This is a genomic window from Ralstonia sp. RRA, from assembly GCF_037023145.1.
Taxonomy (GTDB): Bacteria; Pseudomonadota; Gammaproteobacteria; order Burkholderiales; family Burkholderiaceae; genus Ralstonia.
In genome coordinates this window covers 851,338-877,024 of the sequence record NZ_CP146091.1, presented here as the reverse complement: position 1 = coordinate 877,024, position 25,687 = coordinate 851,338, and the positions used below count along the sequence as shown (strand labels likewise).

Annotated in this window: 22 protein-coding genes; 15 read left to right on the top strand and 7 right to left on the bottom strand. The window is 64.4% G+C overall.

Annotation, left to right across the window (positions count from 1 at the left end):
- Positions 1 to 87: 87 nt before the first annotated feature.
- Genes V6657_RS04285 through V6657_RS04270 form a run of 4 tightly spaced genes read left to right on the top strand, consistent with a single transcriptional unit; the run spans position 88 to position 3,128 of the window.
- Positions 88 to 933, top strand: a complete 846-nt coding sequence (locus tag V6657_RS04285) for an ABC transporter substrate-binding protein (protein ID WP_048931862.1) — start codon at positions 88 to 90, stop codon at positions 931 to 933.
- A 58-nt stretch (positions 934 to 991) separates the two neighbouring features.
- A complete protein-coding gene (locus V6657_RS04280) occupies positions 992 to 1,687 on the top strand; it encodes an amino acid ABC transporter permease (RefSeq protein ID WP_048931861.1) in 696 nt (231 codons plus the stop codon).
- Positions 1,688 to 1,689: 2 nt separating this feature from the next.
- Positions 1,690 to 2,382, top strand: a complete 693-nt coding sequence (locus tag V6657_RS04275; protein WP_048931860.1) for an amino acid ABC transporter permease — start codon at positions 1,690 to 1,692, stop codon at positions 2,380 to 2,382.
- Complete coding sequence (locus V6657_RS04270) at positions 2,379 to 3,128, top strand: amino acid ABC transporter ATP-binding protein (protein ID WP_082170093.1); 750 nt, start codon at positions 2,379 to 2,381, stop codon at positions 3,126 to 3,128. Before V6657_RS04275 ends, V6657_RS04270 begins: the two co-directional genes overlap by 4 nt.
- Before the next feature lie 71 nt (positions 3,129 to 3,199).
- Here V6657_RS04270 and V6657_RS04265 read toward each other — a convergent pair whose 3' ends face one another.
- The 6 genes from V6657_RS04265 to V6657_RS04240 all read right to left on the bottom strand — a co-directional run bounded on the left by V6657_RS04265 (position 3,200) and on the right by V6657_RS04240 (position 11,114).
- Positions 3,200 to 4,135, bottom strand: coding sequence for a glutamate/aspartate ABC transporter substrate-binding protein (locus V6657_RS04265; RefSeq protein WP_048931859.1), 936 nt, complete (start codon positions 4,133 to 4,135; stop codon positions 3,200 to 3,202).
- Positions 4,136 to 4,237: 102 nt separating this feature from the next.
- Positions 4,238 to 5,506: a D-amino acid dehydrogenase gene (locus V6657_RS04260; RefSeq protein WP_048931858.1), complete on the bottom strand. Its 1,269-nt coding sequence runs from the start codon at positions 5,504 to 5,506 to the stop codon at positions 4,238 to 4,240.
- Positions 5,507 to 5,874: 368 nt separating this feature from the next.
- On the bottom strand, positions 5,875 to 6,582 hold the full coding sequence (locus tag V6657_RS04255) for a hypothetical protein (RefSeq protein ID WP_048931857.1): 708 nt from the start codon (positions 6,580 to 6,582) through the stop codon (positions 5,875 to 5,877).
- 23 nt (positions 6,583 to 6,605) lie between these two features.
- A complete protein-coding gene (locus tag V6657_RS04250) occupies positions 6,606 to 8,726 on the bottom strand; it encodes a TonB-dependent siderophore receptor (protein WP_048931856.1) in 2,121 nt (706 codons plus the stop codon).
- A gap of 247 nt (positions 8,727 to 8,973) precedes the next feature.
- The gene (locus V6657_RS04245) at positions 8,974 to 10,011 is read right to left on the bottom strand and encodes a purine nucleoside permease (RefSeq protein WP_048931855.1); all 1,038 of its coding nucleotides are present in this window, start codon (positions 10,009 to 10,011) and stop codon (positions 8,974 to 8,976) included.
- The gene (locus V6657_RS04240) at positions 10,008 to 11,114 is read right to left on the bottom strand and encodes a purine nucleoside permease (protein WP_048931854.1); all 1,107 of its coding nucleotides are present in this window, start codon (positions 11,112 to 11,114) and stop codon (positions 10,008 to 10,010) included. The genes V6657_RS04245 and V6657_RS04240 overlap by 4 nt, the downstream gene beginning before the upstream one ends.
- A 407-nt stretch (positions 11,115 to 11,521) precedes the next feature.
- Here V6657_RS04240 and V6657_RS04235 point away from each other — a divergent pair, with 407 nt between their 5' ends.
- Positions 11,522 to 13,384, top strand: a complete 1,863-nt coding sequence (locus V6657_RS04235) for a glycosyl transferase (protein ID WP_048931853.1) — start codon at positions 11,522 to 11,524, stop codon at positions 13,382 to 13,384.
- Positions 13,385 to 13,460: 76 nt separating this feature from the next.
- Here the strand turns inward: V6657_RS04235 and alaS are convergent, their stop codons facing one another.
- Positions 13,461 to 16,103 carry an alanine--tRNA ligase gene (alaS, locus tag V6657_RS04230; RefSeq protein WP_048931852.1) on the bottom strand — a complete coding sequence of 881 codons (2,643 nt, stop codon included), beginning with the start codon at positions 16,101 to 16,103 and terminating at the stop codon, positions 13,461 to 13,463.
- Positions 16,104 to 16,287: 184 nt separating this feature from the next.
- Here alaS and V6657_RS04225 point away from each other — a divergent pair, with 184 nt between their 5' ends.
- From V6657_RS04225 to V6657_RS04180, 10 genes are all read left to right on the top strand, one after another.
- The gene (locus V6657_RS04225; protein WP_048931851.1) at positions 16,288 to 17,508 is read left to right on the top strand and encodes a CaiB/BaiF CoA-transferase family protein; all 1,221 of its coding nucleotides are present in this window, start codon (positions 16,288 to 16,290) and stop codon (positions 17,506 to 17,508) included.
- 52 nt (positions 17,509 to 17,560) lie between these two features.
- Positions 17,561 to 18,013 carry a DUF2214 family protein gene (locus tag V6657_RS04220; RefSeq protein WP_048931850.1) on the top strand — a complete coding sequence of 151 codons (453 nt, stop codon included), beginning with the start codon at positions 17,561 to 17,563 and terminating at the stop codon, positions 18,011 to 18,013.
- A gap of 248 nt (positions 18,014 to 18,261) precedes the next feature.
- Complete coding sequence (locus V6657_RS04215; protein WP_048931849.1) at positions 18,262 to 18,747, top strand: tripartite tricarboxylate transporter TctB family protein; 486 nt, start codon at positions 18,262 to 18,264, stop codon at positions 18,745 to 18,747.
- A 10-nt stretch (positions 18,748 to 18,757) separates the two neighbouring features.
- Positions 18,758 to 20,260, top strand: a complete 1,503-nt coding sequence (locus V6657_RS04210) for a tripartite tricarboxylate transporter permease (RefSeq protein WP_048931848.1) — start codon at positions 18,758 to 18,760, stop codon at positions 20,258 to 20,260.
- A 185-nt stretch (positions 20,261 to 20,445) separates the two neighbouring features.
- Positions 20,446 to 21,456 carry a triacylglycerol lipase gene (locus V6657_RS04205; protein WP_048931847.1) on the top strand — a complete coding sequence of 337 codons (1,011 nt, stop codon included), beginning with the start codon at positions 20,446 to 20,448 and terminating at the stop codon, positions 21,454 to 21,456.
- 57 nt (positions 21,457 to 21,513) lie between these two features.
- Entirely contained in the window at positions 21,514 to 22,578 is a 1,065-nt protein-coding gene (locus V6657_RS04200) for a lipase secretion chaperone (protein WP_048931992.1), read from the top strand.
- A 64-nt stretch (positions 22,579 to 22,642) separates the two neighbouring features.
- Complete coding sequence (locus V6657_RS04195) at positions 22,643 to 24,385, top strand: glutamine--tRNA ligase/YqeY domain fusion protein (protein ID WP_048931846.1); 1,743 nt, start codon at positions 22,643 to 22,645, stop codon at positions 24,383 to 24,385.
- Between the two features lie 43 nt (positions 24,386 to 24,428).
- Positions 24,429 to 24,992 carry a YceI family protein gene (locus tag V6657_RS04190; protein WP_048931845.1) on the top strand — a complete coding sequence of 188 codons (564 nt, stop codon included), beginning with the start codon at positions 24,429 to 24,431 and terminating at the stop codon, positions 24,990 to 24,992.
- A gap of 4 nt (positions 24,993 to 24,996) precedes the next feature.
- Entirely contained in the window at positions 24,997 to 25,218 is a 222-nt protein-coding gene (locus V6657_RS04185) for an RNA-binding S4 domain-containing protein (protein ID WP_048931844.1), read from the top strand.
- A 70-nt stretch (positions 25,219 to 25,288) separates the two neighbouring features.
- A complete protein-coding gene (locus tag V6657_RS04180) occupies positions 25,289 to 25,672 on the top strand; it encodes an MAPEG family protein (protein WP_048931843.1) in 384 nt (127 codons plus the stop codon).
- The last annotated feature ends 15 nt before the right edge of the window (positions 25,673 to 25,687 follow it).

The window sequence follows — 25,687 nt, the reverse complement described above, 5'->3', positions numbered from 1 at the left end:
CAGCCAAGCCCATCGCACGCCTGTATGCTCGCGGTCGATCTTGATTCACGCACTGCCAACCACCCAAGTCGTCAAGGAGGAAACCCAATGAAAACAAGCCGACGTCTGACACAAGTTGCCGGCGCTGCCGTCCTGGCCGCTGCCACCCTGGTCGCCACCACCGCCCATGCCGACCAGCTCGCCGACATCAAGAAGAAAGGTGAACTCGTCTGCGGCGTGCTCGGCACCGACGAGCCGTTCAGCTTCCTGAAAGACCCAATGAGCCGCGAGATCGTCGGCTACGACGTCGATATGTGCGACGCCGTGGCCAAGAGCATCGGCGTGAAGCCCGTGCTCAAGCAACTTGCCGTGGCCGCACGCCTGCCCGAGCTGCAGCAAGGCCGCGTGGATCTGCTGGCCGCCTCGCTCACGCACAACAAGGAGCGCGAGGCGCAGATCGACTTCTCGGTGTCGACCTTCATCACCGGTCAGAAGGCCATGGTCAAGAAGGACAGCGGCATCACGTCGCTTGCCCAGCTCGACGGCAAGAAGCTCCTGACGGTCAAGGGCTCCACCATGGAAGCCAACATCGCCAAGACCATCAAGAACGCCGATGTCGTCTCGTTCGACAACAGCCCGCAGGCGCTGCTGGCCCTGCAACAAGGCAAGGGCGTCGCCTACGTGAACGACGAGACCACGCTGATCGGCAACATGGCCAAGATGGGCCCGCTGGCGAAGGACTACGCGCTCCTGCCGCAGAACCTGTCGACCGAGCACCTCGCGCTGGGCATCCGCAAGGGTGAGCCGGCCTTCAAGAAGCAGGTTGACGACGTGCTGCTGGGCATGGAAAAGAGCGGCGAGGCGCAGAAGCTGTTCGACAAGTGGTTCGGCCCGACCACGAAGATGGCCTTCCCGCAGCGCACCTTCAAGATTTCCACCGACAAGATCGACTAATTACACGTCGGGCCGCCCGGACCAGGGTTTCAACCTCGGCCGGGCGGTATGAATCTCCATGCCCCAATTCAATTTGTCGATGCTGCTCTCGGGGCAGTATCACCAGTGGCTTGTCAGCGGTTTCTTCCTGTCGATCAAGCTGTCGCTGCTGGCCTTCGTGCTGGCGTTGCCGCTTGCCATCGTGGTGGCGCTGCTGCGCCTGGCGCCGGCCGCGCCGTTGCGCGCCATCGGCCAGACCTACGTTGAAGCCATCCGCAATGTGCCGCTGCTTGCGCACATGCTGTTCTGGTATTTCGGCGCGCCGCAGATCCTGCCGCAGTTCATCAAGGACTGGCTCTATAGTCTGAACTACGAGGCCGCGAGCGCCGTCATCGCACTCGTGCTCTACACGGCCGCCTATATGGCAGAGGACATCCGCAGCGGCATCCGCTCAATCCCGAAGGAGCAGTTGGAAGCCAGCCGCGCACTCGGCCTTTCTTTCCTTCAGGCGATGCGGCTCGTGGTGCTGCCGCAATCGCTGCGCGTGACCGTGCCACCGTTGGTCAGCCAAACGTTGAGCCTGTGGAAGAATTCCAGCATCGCCATGGTGATCGGTGTGGCCGAGTTGATGTACCAGGCACAGCAGGTGGAGTCCGCCACCTTCCGCGGCTTTGAGGCGTTTGCGTTTGCCACTGCAGCCTATCTGACCATTTCGATTGCGATCACGGTGTTCTCCGCCTGGTATCAGCATCGCTATCCTGTGCGGACGCTGTAGCCATGCTTGACCTCATTCAAACCTACGGCGTTTACTACCTGATCGGCCAGTATCCGAACGGCCCGCTGGGCGGTCTGGCGCTGACGTTCCTGCTGGCATCGGCCGGCTTGATTCTGGCGTTGCCGGTGGGCATCGTGCTGGGCCTGTGCCGCGTGAGCCCGTTTGCCGTGCTGCGCTGGCCGGCGACGGCGCTCGTCTACGTGGTGCGCGGCACACCGCTGCTCATGGTGATCTTCTGGGCGTACTTCCTGCTGCCCACCATCACCGGCCAGCGTACGGACCAGTTCAGCACCATGCTGACCGCGCTGGTGATCTTTGACGGTGCTTATCTGGCGGAGATCGTGCGCGCCGGCATCCAGGCTCTGCCTCGTGGGCAAATGGAATCCGCCCGCTCGCTCGGTCTGTCCTATATGCAGGCAATGCAGCGCGTGATCCTGCCGCAGGCGCTGCGCAACATGCTGCCGTCGCTGGTCAACCAGCTCGTTTCCACCATTAAAGAAACCTCGCTCGGCTACATCATCAGCCTGCCCGAAGTGTCGTTCGTGGCGGGGCAGATCAGCACGGCCGTGATGGTCAAATCTGCCGAGGTCTACGGCCTACTGGCGATCAGCTATTTCGTGATGTGCTTCAGCCTGACCCGCGTGGCGTTCTTCCTGGAACGGCGCCTTGCCGCACACGCTCCATCCAAACCATGAACATGATTACGATCGAACACGTCGACAAATGGTATGGCGAGTACCACGCCCTCGTCGACGTCAATGAGACTGTCGCCCAGGGCGAAGTCGTGGTGGTGTGCGGGCCGTCAGGCTCGGGCAAGTCAACGCTGATCCGCACACTGAACCGGCTGGAGGCGATCCAGAAAGGCCGCATCATCGTCAACGGGCAGGACGTGCACGCCCACGGCGTCAACGTGAACGTTCTGCGCAGCGGCATCGGCTTCGTGTTCCAGCAGTTCAACCTGTTCCCGCACCTGACGGTCATGCAGAACTGCACGCTGGCACCGGTGCAGCTCAAACGCATGCTGCCGCAGGAAGCGCGCGACTTTGCGATGAGTCTGCTGGAACGCGTGGGTCTGCCGCACAAGGCCAATGCTTTCCCCGGCGAACTGTCAGGCGGGCAGCAACAACGCGTGGCGATTGCCCGTGCGCTGGCAATGAAACCGCCGGTGATGCTGTTCGACGAGCCGACCTCCGCGCTGGACCCGGAGATGGTGAACGAAGTGCTGCTGGTGATGAAGGACCTCGCCCGCGATGGCATGACCATGGTCTGCGTCACGCACGAAATGGGCTTCGCACGCGAAGTGGCCGACCGCGTGATCTTCATGGACCAGGGCCAGGTGCTGGAGCGCGCCAAACCCGAAGACTTCTTCCTGCGCCCACAGCATCCGCGTGCGCAGCGATTCCTTGCAGACATCCGCTCGCCGTGGGCCCAACCAGCCTGAACGCAGGCGTCGCACAATAAAAAACGGGGGACGATGATGTCCCCCGTTTTTCGTTTGTGCTGCTAGCGCTCTTATTGAATCGCCTTGTCGTTCGGGTGAGCGTACAACTCCTTCATCCCCGTCGTCATCGGGTAGTTCAGGTTCAGGCCCTTCGGCGGAATCGGCGATAGGAACCACTTCTTGTACAGGTCATTGGCCTTGCCCGACTTCATCAGGTCGGCAATCACGTCGTCGGCCACCTTCTTGAACGCCGGATCGTCCTTACGCATCATGCATGCGTAGGTTTCGGTCTGCAGCGGCGTGCCGACCACCACCCAGTCGTTTTGGTTCTTGGCCTTGGTGCGCTCGCCGTACAGCAGCGGCTCATCCATCACGAAGGCGACGGCACGGCCCGACTCCAGCGTCAGAAATGCCTGGCCGTGATCCTTGGCGAGGATCAGGTTCATCTTGTCGGCGTCCTTCGCTTCGCCGTTCATCTTCTGCAGGATGCGGTCTTCAGTGGTGCCAGCGGTGGTCACCACGGTCTTGCCCTTCAGGTCCGGGAAGTCCTTGATGCCCGAATCCTTCTTCACCAGCATCAGCATGCCGTAGATGAAGATGTTGTTCGAGAACGCGACCTGCTTCTGGCGATCAAGGTTGTTGGTGGTCGAGCCGCACTCGAAATCGATCGTGCCGTTCTGCAGCAGCGAGATGCGGTTCTGCGAAGTGATCGGCGTGAGCTTGACCTGCAGGTTGGCCAGGCCCAGCTTCTTCTTCACGCCATCGACGATCATGTTGGAGATTTCTTGCGAGTAACCGGTGATGGTGTTCGCATCGGCCTGGTACGAGAACGGAATCGACGACTCACGGTAGCCGACGGAAATCACGCCCGATTGCTTGATCTTCGCCAGCGTGTCGTTCGACTGTGCCTGCGCGCCGGTGGACAGCGCCGCCAGGGCACCGGCCGCAGCCAGCGTCAGTCCGCACAGGATGCGTTTGGTCGAGTTGATCGGATGCAGCGTCTTCATGCTTCCCCTCCTTTGGGTGTGTTCGCTCCAGACTTCTTTGGTTACCAATTGGCGCAGGCCATCAGCTTGCACGTTCGGTCTTTTGAATCTCTTGTACTTGGATCACGCAGCCAGCGCATACGGTACTGGAGAAATCGCGGGCTTGCGCCCCGCAATCATGTCGGCCAGCAGGCCGGCGCTGCCCAGCGCCAGCGTAAAGCCCAACGCTCCGTGGCCAACATTCAGCCACAGCCCGTCTACCGGTGATGCACCAACCACCGGCACGCCGGTCGGCGTTGCCGGGCGCATGCCCGCCCACGGCGCGGCATCGGCACCCGCGTCATTGGCACGCATGGCGCCGGGAAACAGCGCGCGGGTTTCGTCGTACAAGGTCTGCACGCGGCGGGTGTCGAGCGTGGTCGACCAGCCGACCAGATCAGCCATGCCGGCCACACGCAGCGTCTGTCCGATGCGGGCATAGACGATCTTGCGCGCGGCGTCTGTCACGCTGATGCGCGGTGCAACATCGCCTTCATCCAGCGGCAGGCTGATGCTGTAGCCCTTGAGCGGATACAGGCCGGGATCGATTCCGAGTGGGCCGAGCAGCTTGGCGCTGGTCACGCCTGCCGCCATTACCACGGCATCCGCCGCGAACTGCTCGCCATCGGCCAGCTTCACGCCGCGCACGCGACGCCCTTCCGTCCACAGCGCGTTGACCCCGGTGCTGAAGCGCAGCGTCACGTTGGGCATCTCGCGCAGCCGGTTGAACAGACCCACGCAGAGCTGGTGGCAATCGGCCACGTCTTCATCGGACGTATAGATCGCACCGACGATCTGGTCGCGCACACCGTCGAGCGCAGGTTCGTGGGCAATGGCCTCATCGGCGGACAGCGCATGCTGCTCGCACCCGAGCGTGGCCTGGTAGCCGACCTGGGCGCGGGCGGACTCGAAGGCTGTCGCATCGCGGTGCACCACCAGCTTGCCGCGGCGGGCAAAGCTGAAGGCCAGTTCGGGCGATGCCTCGCGCAGGGCTTCCATGCGGGTGCGGCTGTAGAACGACAGCGCAAGCAGTTCGCGCGTGGTGCGGTCGGCGCGCTCGCGGTTGCATGCCGCGATAAAACGCAGCCCCCAGCGCAGCAGCGCCGGGTCCAGCGAGGGTTTCAGGCGCAGAGGGGAGTCGCTGCGCAGCAGCCAGCCGGGTACGTGCGAGAGCACACCGGGGCCGGCCAGCGGCGCCACATAGCTGTAGCTGAGCTGGCCGCCGTTGGCGTAGCTGGTGCCTTCGCCCGGGCCCGGGTGGCGTTCGATCAGGGTGACCTGATGGCCTTCCTGGGCCAGCGCGATTGCTGTGCTGATGCCGATGATGCCGGCGCCGACTACTGCGATTTGCATGAGGAAGCTGCGACTTGGAGAAATGTTGTCGGCAGCTTAAGGAGGTGGGGGGTTGTTGCGCAAATGCGGAGTTGTTGGGGGGGATGTTGTGGGGCTATAGGCCTTTTTGGACCGGGGTGGTCCATCCCTTGTTTCATCCCCTGCCGGGGCTGACTCACTTTCTTTGTCTTGCCAAAGAAAGGCGCGCCCGATGCGGCGAAAGACTCCTTGAATTTATGTCGCAAGGAGGGAGGGGAGGCAAACTCGCTGCGCTCAGACAGCCTCCCCTCTTTTTCCTCCTTGCAACAGAAATTCAAGGCGCCGCATAGGGCAAGGTACGGCCAAACCGTCTGGGCTCATGTGTAAGCGCTGCGGCGTGTTGGCTTGGTCTACTTTCCTCCCGCGGCTGCCCAGTCGATGGCGGCATCGAACAGTTTGCGACCTGTCGGCGTGAGGTTCGGGAAGGTTTCGTTGTCTAGGAAAAAGAACACGCGGCGGGCGGGGGCGAGCGTTTCATAGTCCATCGTCGCGCCCTTCTCATAGCCGAAGATGGTGGCCTTGCTCGGGTCGCCCGCCACGCTGGCGATGATGCTTGCGCCCAGGCCCGGCTTGCCCCAGCCCATCGGGGCATCCTTGGCGTAGCCCACGGCCACGCCGGCCGGCACACCGCCCGAGAGGGGGTGCGGGGCGTTGACCATCCACAGGTAGTGCTCTTTTTCAGCCATACCGAAATCGGTGCCGAGGCGCTTGCCGGTCATCGCCAGGTCGTCGAGCAGGTCGTTCTCCCACGTCATCAGCGGGACGGGCACGTTACGGTAGGCACCCAGCAGGTCGCGCGAGCGCACGGTTGACGACAGCACGACGAGGTCGAAATCCTTCGCGCGCTCTGCCGGCTGATACTGGTCGTACAGCGTGACGGCGTAACCGCGCGCTTCGAGATGCGCGACGATCTGCTTGTCGATCGGCAGGCTCTTGCCTTGCATGCGGACGACCATCAGGACGGTCTTGCCGGTGCCCGGCTGGGTATCTGCGGTGGCGGGCTGGGTGAAGGCGAATGCCATCAACGCGATGGCAAGAAAACGAAGCAGCGATTGCATGGGTTGCACTCCTGAAAACATCATCACAGATCGATCTTCATGCCGAGCTTGAACAGGCGCGGTGCGCCCATCGACAGGCGGTTGTTGCCAGCACCGCCCCAGTAGCGCTTGTCGGTCAGGTTGTCGACGTTGAACTGCAGCGTGGTGCGCTTGCCCGAGATGCGCGTGACGTAGCGCACGCCGGCGCTGAACAGCGTGGTGCCGCCGAGCTCCGCCTGGTTGGCGTCGTTCACGGGGCGCGGGCCGAGGTAGTACGCACCGGCGTTGAACGACACCGAGCGCAGCATCGGCAGCGTGTACTCCGCAAACACGCTGGCGGTGCTGCGCGGCGTGTTCTCGGGCGTGTTGCCGTTCAGGCCGTTGCCGACGCCTCGGAACTTGGCATCGGTCCAGCCAGCGGAGGCCAGCAGCGACAGGTCTTTCGTAACGCGGCCCTGCGCGGTCAGTTCGATACCTCGAATGCGCTCGCGCCCGTCTTGCACAAAGACGTTCGCGTTATTGGTGTAGGCAGCGGCGCGGTCGATGTCGTACACGGCTGCGGCGAGCTGCGTGCCGGCCGGCGTTTCATAGCGCACGCCCACTTCCTTCTGCTCGCTCAACGCAGGCGGCATCGCCACGTTGGCATTGGCAGCGGTATTCGGCGCGCGCTGGCCGGCTTCCAACCCCTGCGCGTACGACGCATACGCCGACAGCGTGGGCGTGAACTTGTAGATGACGGCGCCCAGTGGCGTGGTCTTGCTGGCCTCGTAGCGGTTGGGGGCCTGCGTGCTGGTGTAGCTCGTATAGCGCAGGCCGGCGATCACCTGCCAGTGCTCCGACAGCGTCATGCGGTCCATCGCGTAGACACCCGTGTCCACGGCGCGCTGCGCAGGCGTGGTGCTGTTGCCCTGCGTCGGCAACCAGCCGAGGTCGATCGGGTTATACAGGTTCTGTGCACCGCTGAAGCGGTCGGAGTACACCGCTGCCTGGCGGAAGTCCGAACGCGCCACGCCAAAGGTCAGGTCATGCGTGATCCAGCCCGTCTTCTCCGTGCCGTTGATGTCTGCGCGCACGTGGCTCGTGTGCCACAGCCCGCTCTGGCGGTTACCGGAGATGGTGCCCGCGCCGGTGATCGGATTGGTCAGGCGGAATTCCGTAAAGGCGCGCGTGCGTGCCGTTTCCGACATGCCGCCCTCCACGGTCAACAGCCATGCATCACTGAGCGCATAGTCGGCACGCACCAGCGCATTGGTGGTGTTGCCGTTGAAGTCTGCCCAGCCCGGCGCCAGTCGCTTGGTCGGATCCGGCATGGCGGGCAGCATGATCACGCCGTTCTTGGCCGCCGGCAGCGTCACTACGGATTGCTCGGTGATGATCTTGCGTGAGTACTCCACGTCCGCCTTCAGGCTCAGGCGGCTGTTGACCTTCCAGTCGAACGCCACGGCCCCGAGCTGGCGCGTGCCATCGATCCCGCTGGTAGGCGATTGCAGCGAACCGCCCGCAGCGTTGAAGCGGATGCCGTACTGGTTGTCTTCACCAAAGCGGCGGGCCACGTCCAGCGTGCTGACGATCGAGCCATTGCTATCGAACTGCACACCCAGCGTGGTGACCGGCGTGTTGCCCGCGCGCTTGGTGACGAGGTTCACCACACCGCCCGGCGTGGTGTAGCCGTAGTACAGCGCCGACACGCCCTTGAGCACTTCCACGCGCTCCTTGTTTTCCAGCGGAATGGCCGCGAGCGCTGCAATCGGCAACGAACCGTTGAAGCGGAAGTTGGTGCGGTTCTCCATCGTCACGCCGCGGATGGCGAGGTTGTCGAAGGTCTCACCGGAGAGCTGCTGACGCGTCACGCTTGCCGTGTTGCGCAGCGCATCGAACAGCGACGTGTCCTGCTGCGCATCCAGCGCCTCGCGCGTGACCACGTTCACCGTGGCAGGAATATCGCGCAATGCCATCCCACGGAACGCGCCCACCTCTGCCGTGCTGGCTGCAAAGCCACGCTGGCTGCGCGCGGTGACGGTGGTTTCATCAAGGTCTACCTTGGCGTGATTGCCGGCGGCGGGTTGGGTGTCGTCAGCACGCGCGGGCGTGGCGGTGAGCAAAGCGGCAAGAGGAATGGCGGCAAGCGCGCACGGTAGTGTGCGGGCCGTAAGACGGCGGGTCATCGCAGGCAAAGGTTCGATCAGGATTGGTCAAACCGAGCGCGCCCCGACATGCATGTCATGCACTGGGGAAGAAGAAAAAACGCGCCGCAGAAACATCACGCGGCGCGTCGATCCGTTGGCTTGCAGGTGAAGACCCGCTGGCTCGCCCGGCAGAAGCGATGGCCAGCGATCAGGCAAGGTGCCCGCTGCCGCCCATCAAATGAGAATGATTCGCATTATATATTTTGAAATGTGATGTAAGCAACCATTAATTCGGCACCCCCTGCTGCCACTGCGGCCAGTGGTCAACGATGTCGTCCAGCAGCGGCTTGGCCGCATTGACGAGGTTGTGCGTGGCCGGCACGAAACCGCCCTGCTGCGCGTAGTTGATCAGGCCGTCCGTTGCCGTCTGGCCGTCGTACGGGCGGTCAAAGTCGGAGCCCGCACGCAGCAGCGCCACGCGGCTGAAATCGACCTTGCCGGCACGGGCACCGCGTGTGAGCACTTCCAGCGTGGCGTTGTCCTCCTGTGCAGTGGTGCAGTAGGTGCCCTTGTTGTCGGTCATCGTCTTCACCCAATCACGCGCGCGCTGGCCCAGGTTGCGGCCCGCCCACCACGTGTCGGCAGAGGCCACATCGCACTGGATGACCGATGGCGGCTGATTGGCCGGCGCAAACGCGTAATTCTTGCGGAAGGCGATGGCCTCTGGGCTGTCTTCCAGCGTGGCCGATTTCGACAGGGTGAACGCCTTCTGCAACAGCGTTTCGTTCAACTGGAACACCTCGGTGCGGTAGTCCAGCGGCGGCTTCTGCCCGGGGCCCTTGGTGCCGATGCCGAAGTAGCCGTAAGGCCAGCCGGCAGGCATTTCGCGCGCATCAATCTCGTGCGACAGGCCGTAGTCCACCGCATAGCGCGCCCACGCCGCCGAGCCCACCGTACCCTGCCCCGGATCAATACCCGCAATACCGGCGATCACGAAATAGGTGTGCGTCAGGTCCAGCTTGCTGCGATAGAGCAGTGCTGAGATGGTCGACGCCGCATTCGCGTAGCCCATGCCGGTGGTCACCTGGCAGACGCCGTCGTAGTTGCACAGCATGTTGGGCGCGTCGGGCGACAGGCCGGAGATATAGACCTTCTCCTTCAGGTCATAGCGGTCGATGAAGGGCTGGGCTTCGCCCTGGAACATGTTGATGACGATGACCTTGACGCCGTCATACGCACAGCTGTTCAAGGTCAGCGCGGCCGCGCCCACGGCGAGCAGCTTGGTGATCGTACGCATGGGGGTTGTGCTCTTGGATTCGATCATGGCGAGGGCACTCCGTGTTTCCACACGCTCCAGCGCGTGACGATCTCGTTGACCAGCGGACCGCCCGCCAGATAGAGGTTGTTGAGCGACGGCACGAACCCGCCCGAGTTGCTGTTGACCAGCGAGTCATACGGCGTCTGCCCCGGATACGGCCGGTCGAAGTTGGATGCGGTACGCAGCACGGCCACGCGTTGCAGATCGAGCAGACCCGCCTTCGACCCGCGCGTGAGCGCTTCGAACGTGGCGTTGTCTTCCTGCTGCGTGGTGCAGTAGGTGCCCTGCCCATCCGTCAGCAGCTTGACCCACGCGGCTTCGCGCTCGCCCATCTTGGCGCCGTGCCAGTAGGTGTTGCCGGCGGCGGTGTCGCACTGCACGACAGCAGGCGGCTGGTTGGCCGGTGCGCTGGGGTAATTGGCGCGATACGCGCGTGCAGTGGCATTGTCGTCAAGCGCCGCACCCTTGGAGAGCGCCAGCGCCTTCTGTAGCAATGCCTCGTTCACGCGAAACACTTCCGTCTTGTAGTCCAGCGGCGGCCTCTGCCCCGGGCCCTGCGTGTTGATACCGATGAAGCCACTGGGCCAGTTGGTGGGCACTTCGCGCGCGTCGATCTCCCACGCGATGTCGCTGTCGACCAGGAAACGCGCCCATGCAGCGCTGCCCAGCGTGCCTTGCGACGGATCAATCCCAGCAATGCCTGCCACCAGGAAGTACGTGCGCTGCAGGTCAAATTTGCCGCTGTAGATCAGCGCCGACACCGATGACGCGGCATTCGCCTTGCCCATGCCGGTGGTGAGCTGACACACATCGTTGGCGTTGCAGTGGACGTTCGGATAGTCGATCGACAGACCGGGCACGGGCACATCCTGCGTGAGGCCCAGCTTGTCGATCCACGGCTGCGCCTCGGGCGCAAACATGCTGATGATCAGCACCTTGACCTTGCGCGCGTGCGATTCCGGCGCGAGTTGCGCAACCGGCTGGGTCGATGCGCCGATGCCGGCCGCCACCAGCACGCCGGCTGCGACCGCCCGTAGCAATCGTTTGCTGCGCCGCGCAGCCAAAGGCTCTGGCGGCACAGCGTCGACCTTGTCAGATAGGACGCTCATGGTTCTCCTCGGATTTTGGGGTAAGGGGTACGACGGGCACTGCGGGGGACAACGGGCTCGGCCAATGCAAATTGCCTGCCAGGCAGCCTGCAACCCGCAGCGTCTGACCGGTATAGGCGATGGCGTGGCCTGTCTCCAGCATTGGAGGCATCGGCCAACTTGTTTGCGTTGCGTAGACAAGACGCCACCCCAGTGCCGGATGCCCCAAAAGGCGCATCCAGCCAGCCACGTGCACCGGCTGAAATCGATTGCTCAGATTCCGGCGCAGGCGCTCAGGGTCTCCGTAAGACGAGCGTGATGTACTCCAGGCCGCCTCGGCACACCTTGCCGGGCATCTTGTTTGTCACGCATAAGCCGATCGGCCGGGTTCTCCGGACCGCATCCGGCAAACTGGAAACCCTTTCGTCATGCTGGAACCGACACGCCCTGAACGGCGGAGCGTCAACGCGCCCGCCGCGACCGCTCACGCGCGTGACCTCGCTTCGAACACTGCTGCGCTGTCTTCACCCGGCGCGGTCATGGCATCTGCGGCACATGCGGCGCACGCTTGGCCGTGGCAGGCGTTGCGCAAATGGAGCACGTGGATCTTCGCGGTGCTCATCGCCTGCGCCTACCTGCTGCCAGGCACGCTCGGCCACGACCCCTGGAAGCAGGATGAGACCTACACGTTCGGCATCATCCAGCACATGCTGGAAACCGGCGACCTGATCGTACCGACCAGTGCAGGGCAACCCTTTGTAGAGAAGCCGCCGCTGTATGCGTGGGTCGCCAGCGGCCTGGCCTGGCTGCTATGGGATGAACTGCCAGCGCACGACGCCGCACGGCTCGCCAGCGCGTTGTTTGCTGGCCTGGCCTTCGCCTTCACCGCGCGCCTGGCACGCGCCGCCACCAACGCACCTTCGTGGGCGGACCCGCGTGTGCTCGGCACATTGGCGCTGTGCGCGGGCTCACTGATCGTGGTCAAACACACGCACGACATGATCACCGACGTGGCCCTGCTGGCCGGCACCGCCATCGGCTTCTGCGGGCTGTTCGAATGCGTGCAGGCAGCCGTGCAGCCCACGGCGCGCAGGCGCAGCTCCGCAGTTTGGCTTGGCGTGGGCATGGGGATCGCACTGTTGGCGAAAGGCATATTCATTCCGCTGGTGTTCTGCATCACGCTGGTCGGGGCCTGCGTGCCGTTTCCAGCCTGCCGCAGCCGCGCGTTCCTGCGCCAGTTGGGTACCGCCGCGCTGGTGTTCCTGCCCTTCGCCACGATCTGGCCAACGTTGTTCTACCTGCGTGCACCAGACCTGTTTCACGTCTGGTTCTGGGACAACAACATCGGCCGCTTCCTGGGCTTTTCCGTGCCGGTGCTGGGCGCAGAGAACGACGACCCGTTCTACGTCTGGCACTCGCTGCTGACCATCGGCTTTCCCGCGGGCCCGCTTGCATTGCTGGCACTGGCCTGCGGCGCGTGGCGCGAGTGGCGGACGCCGCGCGTCGCCCTACCGGCCCTCTTCGCGGGTGTGGGGCTGCTCGCGCTACAGGTCTCTGCAACAGCGCGCCCGCTCTATCTGCTGCCTTTCATGGTGCCGCTGGCGCTGCTCGGCCAGCAGGCAATCGCGCGACTGCCGATGCGTCTGCATGTCGGATGGGATTACCTCAGCCGGGTGCTGTTTGGCGGCATGGCGGTACTGGCGTGGCTGCTCTGGGCGGTCATGACAGAGAACACCTCGCGGGCGAGCGTGCGCTGGCTTGAACGCTGGTTGCCAGTCGATTGGACCATGCCGATCGAACCCTGGCTGGTAGGCGCCGCATTGGTGCTCACGGTGGGATGGTTGCGCCTGCTGCCACATCTGCGGCGGGCAGGGGTGTGGCGCGGCGCGCTGTCCTGGGCGGCCGGCGCCCTGGTGGGCTGGGGGTTGGTCGCCACCCTGCTGCTGCCCTGGCTGGACGAGGCCAAGAGCTATCGCTCGGTGTTCAACAACCTCAGCAGCAAGTTGGCCCCGGCATGGCACGCAGACGACTGCATGGCGAGTCTGCATCTGGGCGAGTCCGAGGCGCCCATGCTGCACTACTTCACCGGCATCCTGCACCGCCCGCTGGCGCAGTCGTCGACCCATACCTGCCGATGGCTGATCCTCCAGGACAGCCACACGCACGCACGAACGCCCGGCCGCGAATGGCAGCCGTTCTGGTCCGGCGCCCGCCCCGGTGACAGGAACGAGCGACTGCGGGTCTTTATGCGGGTGCCCCCAGTCTTGCTCACACAGTCCATCCGGCATTGACCAGCCAAAATAAAACGGCGCGCGCCCCGTTGCCGGGAACGCGCGCCGTTCAGCGCATCAGGTTCAAGGTGCTACATCACACCTTCTGCTGCACCCATGCGGCTACACCGGCCAGCGCCTGCGGCAGTTTCTCGGGCTCGGTACCGCCAGCTTGCGCCATGTCCGGGCGGCCACCGCCCTTGCCGCCGACCTGCTGAGCGACAAAGTTGACCAGCTCGCCAGCCTTGACCTTGGCGGTGGCATCAGCCGTCACGCCAGCAATCAGTGCCACCTTGCCGTCGCTCACGCTGCCCAGCACGATGGCGGCGGTCTGCAGCTTGTCCTTGAGCTTGTCCATGGTCTCGCGCAGCGTCTTGGCGTCGGCGCCATCGAGCTTGGCGGCCAGCACCTTGATGCCGGCCACGTCCACGGCCTGGCTCACTAGCTCGTCGCCCTGGCTGGCGGCCAGCTTCGACTTCAGGCGCTCCAGTTCCTTCTCCAGCGTCTTGACCTGGTCCTGCACCTGGCCGATACGCTGCGTCAGTTCCGACGGTTGCGCACGCAGTGCGGCAGCCGCTTCGTTGATGCGCGTGTCGAGCGTCTGCAAGTAGTGCAGCACGTTGTCGCCCGTGATGGCTTCCACACGGCGGATGCCTGCGGCCACGCCCGATTCGCCAACGATCTTGAACAGGCCGATGTCACCGGTGCGCGCCACGTGGGTGCCGCCGCACAGTTCCTTCGACGTGCCGATCGACAGCACGCGCACTTCGTCGCCGTACTTCTCGCCGAAGAGAGCCATGGCGCCGTTCTTGACCGCATCGTCAAAGCCCATGATCTGGGCGCTGGTGGCGGCGTTGGCGAAAATTTCTGCGTTGACGCGTGCTTCCACTTCACGAATCTGCAGCGGCGTCATCGGTGCGTTATGCGAGAAGTCGAAGCGCGTCTTGTCGGCATCCACCAGCGAGCCCTTCTGCTGCACGTGGCTGCCCAGCACTTCGCGCAGGGCCTTGTGCATCAGGTGGGTGGCCGAGTGGTTGCGCATGGTGCGCGCACGGCGCACGGCGTCCACTTCCGCGGCCACGGCATCGCCGACCTTCAGCACGCCGGTGCGCAGCTCGCCGTGATGGCCGAAGACTTCCGGCTGCACCTTGAGCGTGTCGGCCACGTCAAACCAAACGGTCGCGGCCTTGAGCGTGCCCTGGTCACCCACCTGGCCGCCGGATTCGGCATAGAACGGCGTGTGGTCGAGCACCACCACGCCGGTTTGGCCCGGGTGCATTTCCTGCACCGACGCGCCGTCGACGAACAGCGCCGTCACGCGCGCGGTTTCGCGCACGAGCTGGTCGTAGCCGTGGAAGGTGGTCTTGTCGCCGGTGTAGTCCAGCGTGCCGGCGGTCAGCTTGAACTTGCCGGCGGCGCGTGCCTGTTCGCGCTGGCGGTTCATGGCGGCGTCAAAGGCGGCTTCGTCGACGATCACGTCGTTCTCGCGGCAGACGTCTTGCGTCAGGTCCAGCGGGAAACCGTAGGTGTCGTGCAGCTTGAAGGCGAGTTCGCCGTCGAGCATCTTGGCGCCCGACGCCTTCAGCTCACCCAGCGCGCCGTCGAGAATCGACATGCCGTGCTCGATGGTCTCGAAGAAGCGCGCTTCTTCCGTGCGCAGCACCTCGACCACGCGGTCGCGCGCCTCGCGCAGTTCCGGATAAGCCTCGCCCATCTGCGCAACGAGATCGTCCACCAGCTTGTGGAAGAACGCGGCGCGGCAGCCCAGCTTGTAGCCATGGCGGATGGCGCGGCGGATGATCCGGCGCAGCACGTAGCCGCGGCCTTCATTGCCCGGAATCACGCCGTCGACGATCAGGAACGAGCACGCGCGGATGTGGTCGGCAATCACGCGCAGCGAGTTGTTCGACAGATCCTTGGTGTTGGTCTCGCGCGAAGCGGCCGCGATGAGCGCCTGGAACAGGTCGATCTCGTAGTTGCTGTGCACGTGCTGCAGGATGGCAGCCAGACGCTCCATGCCCATGCCGGTGTCCACGCACGGCGCGGGCAGCGGGGTCAGCGTGTATTCGCCGGTCGCCGGGTCGAGCTGGCGATCGAACTGCATGAACACGTTGTTCCAGATTTCGATATAGCGGTCGCCGTCGGCTTCCGGGCTTCCCGGGGGGCCGCCCCACACATCCGGGCCGTGGTCGTAGAAGATTTCCGAGCACGGGCCGCACGGGCCGGTTTCGGCCATCTGCCAGAAGTTGTCGGAGGCGTACGGTGCGCCCTTGTTGTCGCCGATGCGCACGACGCGCTCGGGCGGCAGGCCGATGACCTTGGTCCAGATGTCGTAGGCCTCGTCGTCGGTCTGGTAGACCGTGGCCCACAGTTTGTCGGCCGGCAGCTTGTATTCCTGCGTCAGCAGTTCCCACGCCCACACGAGTGCGTCGCGCTTGAAGTAGTCGCCGAACGACCAGTTGCCGAGCATCTCGAAGAAGGTGTGGTGACGCGCGGTATAGCCGACGTTTTCCAGGTCGTTGTGCTTGCCGCCGGCGCGCAGGCAGCGCTGCACGGAGGCCGCGCGCACGTACGGGCGCTTGTCGGTGCCGAGGAAGACGTCCTTGAACTGCACCATGCCGGAGTTGGTGAACAGCAGCGTCGGGTCATTGCCCGGCACCAGCGGCGAGGAGCGCACCACGGTGTGGTTCTTCGACTCGAAGAACGTCAGGAATTTTTGGCGGATATCGGAGGCTTTCATGTCGCGAGGTGCCGGAGTCAGCATTGCGCCTGGGAGCATCCCGCTCCTGAGCGCCTTAGATTAGTGCAAACCGTTGATTATACGGGGTTCGCGTCGCATTTTCCCCGGTTCGTCGCATGGGCCTGCAGGACCGCCGGGGCGTGGTGTAGAGTGCACCCGTTCCGATTGTGCAGATTCGTTATCCATGGGCGCTCTGAGCCATCTCCGTGTTCTTGACCTGACCCGCGTACTTGCCGGCCCGTGGTGCGCGCAAAACCTCGCCGATTTTGGCGCCGACGTCATCAAGGTGGAGCGCCCAGGCGCCGGCGATGACACCCGCACCTGGGGCCCGCCCTGGCTGAAGGACGAGGCCGGCGAGGACACCGCCGAGGCCGCGTACTACCTGGCCGCCAACCGCAACAAGCGCTCGATCACCGTCGACATCAGCACGCCCGAGGGCCAGGACATCGTCCGCAAGCTCGCCGCGCATGCGGATGTGGTGCTGGAGAACTACAAGGTCGGCCAGCTCAAGAAGTACGGGCTCGACTATGAGTCGCTCAAGGCCATCAAGCCAGACCTGATCTACTGCTCCATCACCGGTTTCGGCCAGACCGGCCCGTATGCCGCGCGCGCCGGCTACGACTTCATCGTGCAGGGCATGGGCGGCTTCATGAGCCTGACGGGCGAGCGCGACGACCTGCCCGGCGGCGGCCCGCAGAAGGCCGGCGTGGCCATCTCCGATTTGATGACCGGCATGTATTCCACCGTCGCCGTTTTGGCCGCGCTCGCGCACCGGGACCGCACCGGCGAAGGCCAGTACATCGACATGGCGCTGCTCGACGTGCAGGTGGCGATGCTGGCCAACATGAACACCAACTACTTGGCCAGCGGCCAGGCGCCCAAGCGCTGGGGCAACGCGCATCCAAACATCGTGCCGTACCAGACCTTCCAGGCATCGAACGGCTGGATCATCGTCGCAGTCGGCAACGATGGGCAGTTCCGCCGCTTTGTCGACGCCGGCGGCATGCCCGAACTGGCCGACGACCCGCGCTTTGCCACCAACCCGCAGCGCGTGGCCAACCGAGATGTGCTGGTGCCGATCCTGGCTGAGATGGTCAAACGCTTCGGCAAGGGGGAGTGGATCGACAAGCTCGAAGCCGCCGGCGTGCCCTGCGGCCCGATCAACAACCTCGACGAAGTGTTCGACAACGAGCAGGTACAGGCGCGCGGCCTGCGTGTCGACTTGCCCCACCCGAGCGCCGGCACCGTCAAGCTGGTCGGCAGCCCCGTCAAGATGAGCGTTACGCCACCCAAGGCCGCGAGCCACCCACCGCTGCTCGGCGAACACACCGAGGCGGTGCTGCGCGACGTGCTCGACCTGAGTGCCGATCAGATCGAGGCTCTGCGCACGCGTGGAGTCATTTAGCGCACGCCCCGATCATTTTTTACCCCGGTTTCCCCACCCTCACGAGGTCACCATGTGGCTCGATGCGTTGCTGGCTTACCTGCATTACATCTCGATCTTCACGCTGATCGTGTTTCTGACCGCCGAGGCCGTAGTGCTGCGGCCGGACATGACGCCCGAAATCCGCAAACGCCTGGCACGCTATGACGCCGTCTTCGGCTTCGCAGCGCTGGCGGTGCTGATTACCGGCGCGTTGCGCGTGATCTACGGCGCCAAGGGCTATGCGTTCTATGTCCACAACCCGGTGTTCCACGTCAAGATCGGGTTGTTCATCCTGGTGGGGCTGCTGTCGATCATCCCGACCGTCACCATCCTGCGCTGGAACAAGCAAGGCAAGACGCTGCCCGACTTCGTGCCACCGCCGTCGGAGATTGCCAAGACGCGCCGCTGGGTCATGATCGAATCGCACCTGATCATCTTCATTCCGCTGGCGGCTGTGCTGATGGCGCGCGGCATCGGCATGTAGTTCGCAATGGCAATGGGCCGCGACAGCGTTGCGCGGCCCGCTCTCTTCCTCGCTCTCCCGCCCTTCCGCGGTTAGGGACAAACCCTGAACCGTTTGCCCATGCGCCCCACCGGGCCACCGCACGACCTGCTTCCCCCTGCGAGGTGCTTGAAAGCCGCTCTGCTTAGCGTGCACACTTGGTCGGCGCTTTGCCGCCATTCGGCCACCTGCAAAGCGATGCGCCGCATGCCCACAGGAGGAACCCCATCTTGCAGAACGATCCACAAAGCCGCCCGGTGATCCGTAGTCACCAGGACTTTGCGTCGGGCATCCTGTTCATCGTTGCGGGCGCGGCATTCGCGTTCCTGGCGCGCGGCTACCGCATGGGCACAGCCTCCTCCATGGGCCCCGGCTACTTCCCGTTCTGGCTGGGGATGGTGCTGGTACTGCTGGGTGTGGTGGTGGTCGTGCAATCGCTGTCGCGCAAGGGCGTGGCAGACCGCATCCCGCGCTGGGACATCAAGACGCTCCTGTGGATTCTCGGCTCGGTGGTGCTGTTCGGGTTGCTGCTGCAGGCGCTGGGGCTGGTGCTCTCGCTGGTGGGGCTGGTGCTCGTCTCCAGCATGGCCAGCCACGAGTTCACATGGAGGGGCGCGGTCGGCACCGCCATCGTGATGGTGCTGGTGAGCCTGGCGGCCTTCGTCTATGGGCTCAAGCTGCAGTTCCCGGTGTGGCCGGCGTTCATCAGCAACTGAGGCACGCGACATGGACCTCTTCGCCAATCTCGCGCTCGGCTTCTCCACTGCGCTGTCGCTCCAGAATTTGATCTACGCCTTCATCGGCTGCGTGCTCGGTACGTTGATCGGCGTGCTGCCGGGGCTCGGCCCCATCGCCACGATTGCGATGCTGCTGCCGGCCACCTATGCGCTGCCGCCCGTGGCCGCGCTCATCATGCTGGCGGGCATCTATTACGGCGCGCAGTACGGCGGTTCCACCACCGCCATCCTCGTCAACCTGCCGGGCGAATCGTCGTCGGTGGTGACCACCATTGACGGCTACCAGATGGCACGGCGCGGGCGGGCCGGCGTTGCGCTGGCCACGGCCGGCCTCGGTTCGTTCTTTGCCGGCTGCGTGGCCACGCTGGTGCTGGCCGCATTTGCCACGCCGCTGTCGGAGTTCGCCTTCAACTTCGGCCCGGCGGAATACTTCTCGCTGATGGTGCTGGGGCTGATCGGCGCCGTGGTGCTGGCCTCAGGCTCGCTCATCAAGGCCCTCGCGATGATCGTGCTGGGCCTGCTGCTTGGGCTGGTGGGCACGGACGTGAACTCCGGCACCGCGCGCTATTCGTTCGATGTGCCGGAGCTGGCCGACGGGTTGAACTTCGTCTCGGTGGCGATGGGCGTGTTCGGCTTCTCCGAGATCATCGCCAACCTGGAGCAGAGAGAGCACCGCGAGACCTTTGTCGACCACGTGCGCAACCTGTGGCCCAGCCGCGAGGATTTCAAGCGCATGATCCCGGCCGTGCTGCGCGGCACAGCGCTGGGCTCGGTGCTCGGCATCCTGCCCGGCGGCGGTGCGACGCTGGCATCGTTCGCGTCGTACTCGCTGGAGAAAAAGGCCTCGAAGTATTCGCACGAGTTCGGCAAGGGCGCCATCGAGGGCGTTGCGGGCCCGGAATCGGCCAACAACGCGGCGGCGCAGACCTCGTTCATCCCGCTGCTCACGCTGGGCATTCCGCCCAACGCGGTGATGGCGCTGATGGTGGGTGCGATGACCATCCACAACATCCAGCCCGGCCCGCAGGTGATGACCAGCAACCCCGCGCTGTTCTGGGGTCTGATCGCCTCGATGTGGATCGGCAACCTGATGCTGATCGTGCTGAACCTGCCGATGATCGGTGTGTGGGTGCGCCTGTTGAAAGTGCCCTACCGCTTCCTGTACCCGGCCATTCTGGTGTTCTGCTGCATTGGCGTGTACTCGGTCTCGAACACCACGTTCGACATCTTCCAGACAGCGGTCTTCGGGCTGATCGGCTACCTGCTCCTGAAGCTGCGTTGCGAGCCCGCGCCCATGCTGCTCGGCTTCGTGCTCGGGCCGATGATGGAAGAGAACTTCCGGCGCGCGCTGTTGCTCTCGCGTGGCGATTTCTCCACCTTCGTCACCAAGCCGCTGTCGCTGGCCCTGCTGATTGCTTCGGCGGCCCTGGTGCTGCTGGTGGTGTTGCCCGTCATCCGCCGCAAACGCGAGGAAGCGTTTCAAGAAGAGTAGCCGCGTTGCTGCATCGCATCCTAAAGAACCGGAGGCTCGCCCTCCGGTTTTTGTTTGCGCACGCGGCGGCGCAGCATTAGAGCCAATCTTCCAATTCGGTTGACGCTGGAATGCGCACTTCGGATAACGGAGGGCGATCGACCCGCAGAGGTCGACCACCCATCCATCATTCAGGAGACAATCGAATGTCACAGACGCCCCAGCTCCAAGCTGTGTACAACTCGGTGCGCGGTTTTCTGCGCACGCACGCTGCAGCTGCCGCCTTGGCCACAACCTTGGCCGCATCCGCCCTCACCCTCACCGCCGCAGCACCGGCCCAGGCCGCCAGCACCTACGCCGCCACCCAATACCCGATCGTGCTGGTGCATGGCCTCTCGGGCACCAGCAAATTCCTGGGCGTAGTGGACTACTGGTACCAGATCCCCGAAGACCTGCGCGCCAACGGTGCCAACGTCTACGTGGCCGATGTCTCCGCCTTCAACGATGAAACCGTGCGCGGCGAGCAACTACTCAGCCAGATCCGCACCGTGCTGGCCACCACCGGCGCGGCCAAGGTCAACCTCATCGGCCATAGCCAGGGCGGCCTGACCTCGCGCTATGCGGCCGCTGTGGCGCCCAACCTGGTGGCGTCTGTCACCACCATTGGCACACCACACAAGGGCTCGGAATTCGCAGACTTTGTCGAAAGCACGCCGGCACCTTTCAAGGCGCTGGTGAACCTGGGTGCAGACGTGTTCGGCTCGGTGCTCGGCTGGTTCAACGGCAACAGCAATCCGCAGAATGGTTTTGCAGCGCTGCATATCCTCTCGACGGCGGGCGCGGCGGATTTCAACAAGACCTTCCCGAGCGCGGGCCTGGCCAGCGGCTGCAACACCGGCAGTGCGACCGATGTGCGCAACGGCAACGTGCAGAAACTGTATTCGTGGACGGGACGCTCGACGGCCACCAACATCCTCGATCTGTTCGACCCGGTGCTGGTCTTCAGCGGCGGGGTCATGCAGGCGCGCGGCTCAGGCACGAACGACGGGCTGGTCTCGATCTGCAGCGCCAAGTTCGGACAGGTGCTGTCGACCGACTATGCTTGGAATCACCTTGACGAGGTCAACCAGCTGCTCGGCCTGATCGGCTGGGGTGCGGCGGACCCGGTTGCAGTGATCCGCACGCAGGCCAATCGGTTGAAGACGGCCGGGCTGTAATCCGTCGCCACGCATCGCCACCTGTTGCCATCGGTCGCCACCAACGCGCACATCGTCATGAAGGGCAAATCACAACCCGTGCAATCCATGCAGCCCACGACGTTCATCGGGGCAGTGTTGGTGGCAATCATCGTTGCCGGAGGCGTCTATTGGTGGCATGCCACCGGTGATGCCCCCCGGGCTGCCGAACAGCCCCAGCAGGCGCCGCGATCCGGCGCCTATATCGGCAGCATCCAGAGCGATGGCACGGCCGCCACGGCAACCCCTACCGAGCTGGCCGACACACAGGCGCCCGACGGCCTGCGTGTCGATGCAAGCGGCCACCTCATCCTCGAACCCGCCAACCGCGCGGTGTTCGACTACTTTCTCGACGTGCCTGCCTCGATGCCTGAAGCACAGCGTGTGGCGATGGCCGAGGCGCACATGCGCGCCAAGCTGGTCAGCCCCGCGCTGTCGGAGGCGCAATCGCTGCTGCAGCGTTATCTCGCCTATCGCAAGGCGCTGGCGACGCAAGGCGATACCAGCCGCAGCAAGCCGAGCCTTGAGCAGGTCCAGCAGCATCCTGAGGTCCTCGCCACGCTGCGGCAGAGAATCGGTGCCCGTGCCGCGCTGCGCCGCCAATACCTTGGGGCGGATGTCGCCCAGGCCTGGTACGGCGACGAAGATGCGCTGGACACGGCCGCCCTCGACCGCCTGGCCGTGATGGCCGACCCCTCGCTCACCCCTGAGCAACGCGCCACCAAGCTCGCAGCCATCGAGGCCAACCTGCCAGCCGCCTTGCGAGAGGCCCGCCGCAATGCCTCCGCGCCGGTCAAGCTCGCGAACGACATGGATTCCTGGACCAAGGATGGCCTGAGCGAGGCGCAGATCCGCCAGCGTCTGGCCGCCCAGAGCATCGACGGCATCGTGGCGGATCGCCTGGTGCAGGCCAGTCGCGAAGAAGCCGTCTGGCGCGGCCGCTACGACGCCTACGCCCAGCAGCGCGACCGCATCAACAGCTTCCCCGGCCTGTCAGACGCCGATCGCGCTGCACAGCTCACGCAACTGCGCCAACAGACGTTTCCCGTCCCGTATGAGGCGTTGCGCGCACAAGCGTTGGATGGCGTCGCGCAACGGAAATAAGGGACAACCCGGCAGAGCGCCCCGGGCACGGTAAAATCACGGGATTGCCGAATCACGCATTCCCATGAGCCAAGACAACGCCAACGGGGCAACCGCCGCCCCCACGTCCAACTTCCTACGCCAAATCATTGATGGCGACCTGACGCAAGGCACCTATGCCGGCCGCAAGGACGCCAAGGGCCAGGCCCTTCCGCCGGTCATTACGCGTTTTCCGCCGGAGCCCAACGGCTACCTGCACATCGGTCACGCCAAGAGCATCTGGGTGAACTTCGGCCTGGCCAAGGATTACCAAGGCCGCTGCCACCTGCGCTTTGACGACACCAACCCGGTCAAGGAAGACACCGAATACGTCGACTCCATCATCGACGCGGTGCACTGGCTCGGCTACTCGTGGGACAACGGCACCGGCACGCACCTGTACTACGCCAGCGACTACTTCGAGCAGCTCTACGGCTTTGCCGAAGTGCTGATCCAGCGCGGCGCCGCCTACGTCGACAGCCAAAGCGCTGAGCAGATCGCCGCCAACCGTGGCGACTTCACCCGCCCGGGCACGCCGTCGCCGTTCCGTGACCGCTCGGTGGACGAGAACCTCGCACTGTTCCGCGACATGCGCGCCGGCAAGTACAAGGACGGCGAACTGGTGCTGCGCGCCAAGATCGACATGGCCGCGCCGAACATCGTGATGCGCGATCCGGTGCTGTACCGCATCCGCCATGCGCATCACCACCGCACCGGCGACGCATGGTGCATCTACCCGATGTACGACTTCACGCATTGCATTTCCGATGCGCTGGAGAACATCACGCACTCCCTGTGCACGCTGGAGTTCGAGAACAACCGCCCGCTGTACGACTGGGTGCTCGACCACCTGCGCGACGCCGGTGCCCTGCCCGCGCCGTTGCCGCATCAGTACGAATTCGCGCGTCTGCACCTGACCTACGCCATCACCAGCAAGCGCAAGCTGCTGCAACTGGTGAACGAAAAGCGCGTCGACGGCTGGGACGACCCGCGCATGCCGACGCTGGTGGGCATCCGCCGCCGCGGCTATACGCCGGAATCGATCCAGCTGTTCTGCGAACGCGTGGGCGTATCCAAGGCCGATAGCTGGATCGACATGAGCATCCTGGAAGGCGCCGTGCGCGACGACCTCGATGCGCGTGCGCCGCGCTCGGTGGGCGTGCTGGACCCGGTCAAGCTCGTGCTCGACAACGTGCCGGCCGATTTCAACGAGCCGTGCTCGGCGCCCGTGCACCCGAAGCAGCCTGAACTCGGCCGCCGCGAATTCCCGCTCACGCGTGAGCTGTGGATCGAGCGCGAAGACTTTACCGAGACGCCGCCCAAGGGCTACTTCCGCCTGTTCCCGGGCAACAAGGTGCGCCTGCGCTATGGCTACGTGATCGAATGCACCGGCTGCGACAAGGACGCCGACGGCAACGTCACCGCCGTGCACGCCAACATCATCCCGGACACGAAGAGTGGCACGCCGGGTGCTGACAGCGTGAAGGTGAAGGGCAACATCCACTGGGTGAGCGCCGCGCACGCACTCGAAGCCGAAGTGCGCCTGTACGACCGCCTGTTCAGCGACCCGCAGCCGGACTCGGGCGACAAGAACTTCCTGGATGCGCTCAATCCGAACTCCAAGCAGACCGTCACGGCCTACCTGGAACCGACGCTGGCAACCGCCAAGCCGGAAGACCGCTTCCAGTTCGAGCGCCACGGCTACTTCGTGGCCGACCGCATCGACTCGCAACCGGGCAAGCCCGTGTTCAACCGCGTGGTCGGCCTGAAGGACAGCTGGGGCAAGTAAGCGCAGGCCCATGCATGCGTGGGCCTCTGCGCAAGGAGGCAACATGCGTGCATGGTTTCTGATGCTGACAGGGGTGCTATGCACCTCTGCCTTTGCCGCGCCGTTCACGCCAGACCTGGCGCATACGTCGGTGGTCTTCGGCACCTCGCACTTCGATCGGTCTACGGTGCGCGGCCGCTTCGACAAGATCGACGGCGCCGTCGACTTTGATGAGGCGACCAGCCAAGGCGGTATCGATTTCACCATCGACGCCGCCTCCGTCAATACGCGTCTGCCGGTGCTGGATGGTGTGCTGAAATCCGAGCAGTTTCTGGATGCCGCGCAGTTTCCGATCATCCGCCTGCGTAGCGATCGCTTTGTCGTACAAGACGGCAAGCTCGTCGCCATCGAAGGCAAGCTGACGCTGCATGGCGTGACCCAACCGGTGCGGTTGGAAGTGCGCCGCTTCAACTGCGGCGACGTGAAGATGCCTGGCACCACGCGCCACGTGTGCGGCGGTGATTTCCACCTCGCCATCCAACGCAGCGCCTTCGGCATGACGCGTTTTCTGCCCGACGTGGGTGACCGCGTCGATGTGGATATCAGCGTGGAAGCTTCACCTCAATAAATCTATGCCCAATATCGATTTCGAGCTCAACACCGACTACATCGAGCTGCACAAGCTGCTCAAACTCACAGGCGTGGTCGACAGCGGCGGCGCAGGCAAAGCCGTCGTCGCCGACGGTGGCGTGACCGTCGACGGTCAGCCGGAGTCGCGCAAGACCGCCAAGATCCGCGCGGGCCAGGTGGTCATGCTGGGCGACATCCGCATCGCCGTGCACGAAGCCGACTAACGCTCCTAGTGTTTGAAAACGCCGCCTGTGCTACGGTGCGGCACCTTCACAACTGTCCAGGAGACTGACCATGCCGATCGCCCTCTGGTGCGTTCTGGTGGCGGCGCTGTTGCCGATCGTGTGCGTTGGCATTGCCAAAGTCAGCGGCCCGCGTTATGACCACCACAACCCGCGCGCTTGGCTGGCGCAGCAAACCGGTGTGGCAGGCCGCGCCGGTGCCGCGCAGCAGAACCACTTTGAAGCGTTTCCGTTCTTTGCGGTGGCCGTGCTGGTGGCCATCCTGGGCGGCGGCATGATCGACCGCGTCAACCTGCTCGCCATCGCATTCGTCGTGGCGCGTGTGCTGTACACGGTCTGTTACCTGGCCGACTGGGCAGTGCTGCGTTCGCTGATGTGGGTTACGGGCGTTGGCCTGTGCGTTGCGCTGTTTGTGCAACCGGCCTTCGCGCACTGACGCGGCTCACTTGCA